This is a genomic window from Paractinoplanes durhamensis (genome assembly GCF_016862175.1).
In the GTDB taxonomy this organism is placed as follows: domain Bacteria; phylum Actinomycetota; class Actinomycetes; order Mycobacteriales; family Micromonosporaceae; genus Actinoplanes; species Actinoplanes durhamensis.
The window spans coordinates 1-6,984 of sequence record NZ_BOML01000073.1 but is presented as its reverse complement, the minus strand read 5'-3'; the positions used below and the strand labels follow the sequence as shown (position 1 = coordinate 6,984).

Below are 6,984 nucleotides of genomic sequence, written 5' to 3'. Positions count from 1 at the left end.
CTATGTGCGCAGAGCAGCGCGTGTTGGTGCGCAGAGCAGCGCTTCTATGTGCGCAAAGCGAAGGCGCCGTGGGTGTCACTGCCTCCGCAGGTGGGTGTCGATGGCCTCGATGATGCGGGGGCGCAGCTCGGCGGCCTTGATCACTGCGTCTACCGAGCCGACCTGGACCGCGCGCTGGATCGAGTGGATGCGGTCGAACTCCGTGGCTACCTCGCCCAGCTTTTCCGCGCGTACCGAAGCTCGCAGCTCGTCCAGCTCCGCGGTCAGTGCGCCGCGCTCCCGGCCGGACGCCGCGCCCACCCGGGCCTCGGCGGCCCGGACCCGCGGGTCGGCGGCCGTGCGGGCGTTGACGTCACCCGCGAAGACCACCGCGGCGGCGGGGGCGCCGCCCAGCACCGAGGCGAACGAGCCCTCCAGGGCCAGGACGGTCATGTTCGGGTTGAGCTTCTTGGAGAAGACCACGAACGCGCCGCCGTGGTAGCGGCTGATCACGCAGAAGACGATCGGGCCCTGGAAGTTGACGATCGCCCGGCCGATCTCCGCGCCGTACTCCAGCTGGATCTTGCGCATCGACTCGGGGGAGCCGTCGAAACCGGACAGGTTGGCCAGCACCACCAGCGGGCGGTTGCCGCTGGCGGCGTTGATCGCTCGGGCCGCCTTCTTCGACGAGCGCGGGAAGAACGTGCCGGCCGTGTAGGTGTCCGGGCCGTCGGTGGGCGGGAAGCCCCGGCGGGGCACCGACCGGGACTCGATGCCGAGCAGGCAGACCGGGACACCGCCCAGGTGCACGTCCTGGACCACGGCGGTCTCGGCGTCGGCCATGCCGGCCCAACGCTCCAGCACCGCGTGATCCTGATCGGACAGCGCGCGCATGACCGTACGGATGTCGAAGGGCTTCTTGCGGTCGGGGTTTGACTTGGCCGAGAAGATCTCGCCGACCGTGGTGAAGTCGCTGTCGGCGATCTGGTGCGGGAAGGACGAGACGTCGCGGTCGACCGGGTCGGTGGTGACGGCGCGGCGGGGGCCGCTTTCGCCGGGTACGACGTACGCGTGGTCGTAGTGCGCCATCAGCACGTCGCGGGCCGAGGTCAGGTCGGGCGCCCAATACTGCGCCTGGCCGTTCGGGCCCATCACCCGGTCGTAGCCGCCGATGCCGAAGTTGTCCTCGGCCGACACGCCGCCGGAGAAGTCGAGCGACTGCTTGCCGGTCAGCACCATCGCCGAGTCGGGCGTCATGACCAGGATGCCCTTGGTGTGCATGAGCATGGTGGCTTCGGCGTTCCAGTACGGCTGGGCGCCGACGTTGATGCCCGCGACCACGATGTTGATCTCGCCGCCGTCCTGGGTGAACTCGACGATCCGCCGGAGGGCGGCCGCGACCCAGTCCATGTTCTCGGTGCCGGAGTCCATCGAGATCCGGGCGCCGGAGGACAACGCATACCACTCCAGCGGCACGCAGAGCTTGTCGGCGAGGTCGAGCGCGGCGATGACCCGGCGGCACTCCGGCTCGGACAGCGCGCCCAGCGACTTGGTCGGGTCGCCGAGCAGGATGACCCGGGTGATGCCGTCGGGGTGCCGCTCGGTGACCGTGGTGATCAGACCGGCGACGAGGGCGGCGGTGTTGCGGCCCTTCGGCCGGTCGACCGGGATCAGCTCGTACGACGGCGACAGGTCGTACTCCGCGAACTCGCCGAGCAGGCCGGTCAACTCGTACGGATAGACGGTGTTGCGGCTCGCCGCGCGCAGCACCTTCTGCCGGTAGCCGTCGAGCGGCTCGACCGGGATGGCCGACGGCGCGCCGATGGTGAGCGTGGTGCCGCCGGTGGCGCCGAAGAGGATGCGCACCTCGACCTTCTGCAGCACGCCGTCGCGCTCCTGGCGGCCGATGAAGAGGATCTCCTCGAGGCCGGCGCCGGCCGTGGTGGGCGCGACCCGGCGGGCGATCATCTCGATCTCGTCGGCGGTCAGGGTGATCGTCGGCCACACGTACATGACGATGCGGTTGGTGTTGAATCGCTTGTCGCTGGGCCGTTGCGACTGGGCGCGGCGGAGCGAGTCGAGCGCGGTGGCGATGGTGTCCTCGGTGGTCGGCAGGGCGACCAGGCGGCCGTCGTGCTCGCGCAGCTCGGCCAGGTCACGCACCTGCGCGAAGGCGACCAGGCGGTCATCGGCCGGGTTTTCCCGGGCCACCGCGCGGAACAGGTGGATCTCCTCGTCCGAGGAGGGCACCCGGGTGAGGTCGAACTTGCGCAGCCGCTCCATCTGCATCCGCTGCGCGATGAACGGGTGCAGGCCGCGGATCAGCCGTTCCTCCATCATCCCGGTGGTGGCCGGGCGGAACGTGAAGTGCTGGTGGATCACGGCACCGCCGCGGCCGGCGACCGCGACGGTGACCCGGCGGACCCGGTCGGGCAGCGGGTGCGCGCAGATGATCTCGTGCAGCTCGGCGGCCATCGCGTCGGGGGAGGCGGGCTGGTTTTCCCAGGACAGGTAGATGTCGGCGTCGATCGCCGCGTCGCCGGTGGCCAGGGCGGCCAGACCGGTCAGCGCGCTGCCGAGCTTGTCGAACTTCTCGGCGGCCGAGATGAGCTGGGTGCCGCCCTTCTCGGCGACCACGAACGAGCACCCGGCCGACGTCGCGGTGTGCACGCCGGTGAGGCCCTTGTTGCCGTAGTAGCGGCGGGTCAGCACCTCGAGCATGACCGAGTTGTCGAGATTGTCGCGGACCAGGCGCTGCCCGAGGAGCCGGACCAGCGGTTCGGTGCTGCGCACCATCTCGGCGATCCGTTCGGCCCGGTCGGCCGAGCCGGGCTCGGCGTCGAGGTGGCGCAGGTGCTGACGGACGCCGGCGTAGACGAGCGCCCGGTTCCGGCGCAGCAGCGGCTGCCCGAACCAGGCGAACACCACGCCGCGGGCCAGGTCGGCGAGCACCGGGAAACGCACCTGGGTGGCCGCGACGAGCCGCTCCAGGGCGAGACCGGTCGGCTCGCGCAGCGTCTCCTCCGGCGGCGGCTCGCGCAGCCAGGAGCGCAGCAGGGCGGCGATCACCGTGGCGTCGGCGGCGGAGCGCTGCTGGGCCAGGAAGATGCGGAACACCGCGGCTTCGAGCTCCGGCGTGCGCTCGACGTCGGTGACGCCGTAGTGGGCGAGCGACTTCTTGAGCCGGGCCTGGAACGACTCGGGCAGCCCGGCCCGCTCCACGTCGAGGCTCTGCAGGTAGGTGTGGAAGAACTCCCGGGCGCTGTGCACGTGGGTGTCCTTGCCGCCCTCCTCGCCGGCCGGCCGGTTACGGCTCAGCTCGGCCAGGTCGGCGAACACCTCGATCAGCTCGACCTCGCCGGCCAGCGGGCGGCGCCCGGCCGCGGCGGCGGCACCGCGGGCGTCCAGATAGTCGGTGAGCACCCGGCGCTCGTCGTGCGGGTCGGCGTCGAAGCCGAGCAGCAGGCTGCGCAGGTCTTCCTGGCCGCGGCCGGCGCGCGCCTGGGCGGAGGCGGCGGCGGGCTCGGCGGCCAGGTCGATCTCGACGGCGCCGGCGGTCGCCTCGGCCTCGGCGGTCGCGTCGCCGATGGGTTCGAGGCGCAGCAGCGCGGCCCCGGACTCCACCTTGCTGCCGACGGCGACCAGCACCTCCTTGACCCGGGCCTTGAACGGGGCCCGCAGCACGGCCTCCATCTTCATCGCCTCGAGGACCAGCACCGGGGCGCCCGCCTCGACTTCGGCGCCGGCCACCAGCGGGGTGGCGACGACCAGCGCCGGCATCGGGGAGCGCAGCACGCCACCCTCGTCGCGGCTGATCCGGTGGGCGACGCCGTCGACCTCGATCAGGTGCACGACGCCGTGGCTGCCGGTGAGCAGGCGGTGCCGCGCGCCGTTGACGGTGATCCGGCCCGAGTGCCGGTCGTAGCGCTCCAGCTCGACGTCGGCGGCGCGCAGATCGTCGCCGGCCTCGACACCGACCCGGAACCGGTGCGCGCCGACCCGGGCGACCCGCACCTTGTAGGTGGCGCCGCGCAGCTTCAGGTCGAGCGGGGTGCCGCTGTGGTGCTGCACCTGGGGGCGCCCGCCGAACGCGGTGGAGAGCAGGCGCTGCCGCTCGGCGCGCTCCTCCTCCTCGTACGCCTCGATGGCCGCCGCGGCCAGCGCGACCGCGCTGTGCCGGTGCGAGACCAGGCGGCCCTGCTCGCGGACCCGGTCGATCCAGCCGGTGTCGGCGCTGCCGTCGATCACCTCGGGCTGGTCGAGCAGGTCGAGCACGAAGCTCTTGTTGGTGGCGCCACCCTCGATGATCACGGTGGTGTCGGCCATCGCCCGGCGGAGCCGGCCGAGCGCCTCGTCACGGTCTTTGCCGTACGCGATGACCTTGGCGATCATCGAGTCGAAGTCGCCGGGGATCGAGTCGCCCTCGCTGACGCCGGTGTCGACCCGGATGCCGGGCCCGGCCGGCAACTCGAGGCGGGCGATCCGGCCGGGGGAGGGGGCGAAGTCGCGGTCCGGGTCTTCCGCGTTGAGCCGGGCCTCGACGGCGTGGCCGCGCTCGACCGGCGGGGTGCCCTCCAGCTTGCCGCCGCCCGCGACGTGCAGCTGGGCCTTGACCAGGTCGAAGCCGGTGGTCGACTCGGTGATCGGGTGCTCGACCTGCAGCCGGGTGTTGACCTCCAGGAAGGCGAGCAGGTCGTCCCCCGGGTGGTAGAGGAACTCGACGGTGGCCGCACCCCGGTAGCCGACCCGGACGGCGAGCCGCTCGGCCGACTCCTTGAGCTCGAGGACCCGGGCCGGCGGGAGCACCGGCGACGCCGACTCCTCGATGACCTTCTGGTTGCGGCGCTGCACCGAGCAGTCGCGCACGCCGAGCGCCCACGCGGTGCCCTGGCCGTCCGCGATGACCTGCACCTCGACGTGCCGGGCGCCGGTGACCAGGCGCTCCAGGAAGACGATGCCGCTGCCGAATGCGCGGGCCGCTTCCTGGCTGGTGCGCTCGTAGGCGTCGGCCAGGGACTCGGGGTCGCGGACCACCCGGATGCCGCGCCCGCCGCCGCCGGCGGTGGCCTTGAGCATCAGCGGGTAGCCGATGTGCGAGGCGGCTTCGAGGGCGGCGTCGAGGGTCTCGACCGGGCCGCGGCTCCACGGCGCGACCGGCACGCCGACCTCCTCGGCGATCAGCTTCGCGCCGATCTTGTCGCCGAGCTTGCGCATCGCGTCCGGGCTGGGCCCGACGAAGGTGACGCCGACCCGCTCGCACAGCTCGGCGAAGGCCGGGTCCTCGGCGACGAAGCCCCAGCCCACCCACGCGGCGTCGGCGCCGGAGTCGATCAGCGCGCGCTCGAGAGTCTTGAGATCGAGGTAGGGCCGCGCCGCGGCGGGGCCCAGGTCGTACGCGATGTCGGCCTCACGGACGAACGTCGCGGTGCGGTCGACGTCGGTGTAGAAGGCCACGGTCTCGATCGGTGTCCCGGTCTCCGCGGCCAGCTCACGGACGGCGTGGATGATCCGCATCGCGGCCTCACCACGGTTGACGATGGCGATACGTCTGAACACCGGTCGAGCCCCTGCCTCGGAGGAAATCTTTCTCAGGAGCCTACTGGCGCCGGCCCATTGTCTTAAGTCCCGACGGGTACGCGCCGGTAACTTGCGCAAGCTTGGTGTAGCGCAAGTTGAATGTGAGGTCTTTTCAAGAACGGGCGGTGCGACGATGATTCGCTGATGCCGCAGCAGGAAACCACCGAACCGAGCGCCGGTCGCCGAGTCACCTGGATCGGCGCCGGATACGCTGCGCAAGGCTTCGGCTACGCGGCGGTGGTGACGGCGCTGCCCGCCTTCAAGGACCGCCAGGGCATCGACGACGCGTTCGTGTCGATCATCCTGCTGCTGGTCTGCGTGGCGGCGGCCGGCGGCTCGGTGCTCGCCGACAAGGTGGCCGCACGCTGGGGAAGCCGCTTCGCGCTGAGCGGCGGCCTCCTGGTCGTGGCACTGGGCCTGGGCTTGACGACGTTCCACACCCCCACGGCCGTCTTCACCACCATCCTTATTGCGTACGGCGTGGGCCTGGGCGCGGTCGACGCCAGCCTGAGCATGCAGGGCGTCCTGGTCCAGGCCCGGATCGGCCGCAGCGTGATGAGCCGCCTGTTCGCCGCGTACACGGCCGCCGCGATCCTGGCCGCCCTGCTGATGTCCGCCGCCGGCGCCTCGGCGACAGGCTCCGGCGCGGCCTTGGCGGTCGGCGCGGCCGCATTGATCGCGGCCGTCGTGGTGGCCGTCGGCTTCATGTCGTTCGAGCCCGGCCGCACGGCAATGCCGGAGCTGCACGGCGACAAGCGCCACGACGGCACCCGCCGGGTGGTCCTGATCTGCGGCGTCTTCATCTTCACCGCGTTCCTGGCCGACTCGGCGGTGAGCACCTGGAGCTCGGTCTACTTGGACGACTCCCTGACCGCGACGGCCGCGGTGGTCCCGCTGGGCTACGCGGCCTACCAGGCGGCGGTGCTGCTGGCCCGCCTGGCCGGCGACCACGTGGTCCCCCGGATCGGCCGCATCCCGTCGGCCGCGGGCTGCCTGCTGATCTGCGCCGTGGGTTGCGGCATCGTGGTGGCCATCCCGTCGATCCCGGCGGCGATCGCCGGTTTCGCCCTGACCGGCATCGGCGTCGGCATCCTGGTCCCGCTGGCCTTCAGCGCGGCCGGCGAGGCGGCCCCCGGCCACAGCGACGAGGTGATAGCCCGGGTGAACCTGTTCAACTACGGCGGCGCCCTGGTCGGCGCGGTCCTGCTGGGCGGCCTGTCCGAGCCGATCGGCCTGCGCCTGGCCTTCTTGATCCCGGTCCTGGGCCTGCTGGCCACCCTCCCGGCCGTGCGAGCCCTGCGCCACCTGGCAACGTCCCCGGCCACCCTGCCGCCCCCGGCCACCGCCCCCCGCTGACCGCGAGACCCCCAACCAGTTCCGCCCCTGCTCTCCTCACCTCAGCGCCGCCCGAGCCAACGGGCGACCCGG

General features: G+C 72.3%; 2 protein-coding genes. One reads left to right on the top strand and one right to left on the bottom strand.

The annotated features are described in order from the left end of the window. Positions 1-75: 75 nt before the first annotated feature. A complete protein-coding gene (locus tag Adu01nite_RS42200; protein WP_203734999.1) occupies positions 76-5,535 on the bottom strand; it encodes an ATP-binding protein in 5,460 nt (1,819 codons plus the stop codon). 165 nt (positions 5,536-5,700) lie between these two features. On the opposite strand from Adu01nite_RS42200, the gene Adu01nite_RS42195 reads away from it, so the two are divergent. Then, positions 5,701-6,912: an MFS transporter gene (locus Adu01nite_RS42195; RefSeq protein WP_203734998.1), complete on the top strand. Its 1,212-nt coding sequence runs from the start codon at positions 5,701-5,703 to the stop codon at positions 6,910-6,912. The last annotated feature ends 72 nt before the right edge of the window (positions 6,913-6,984 follow it).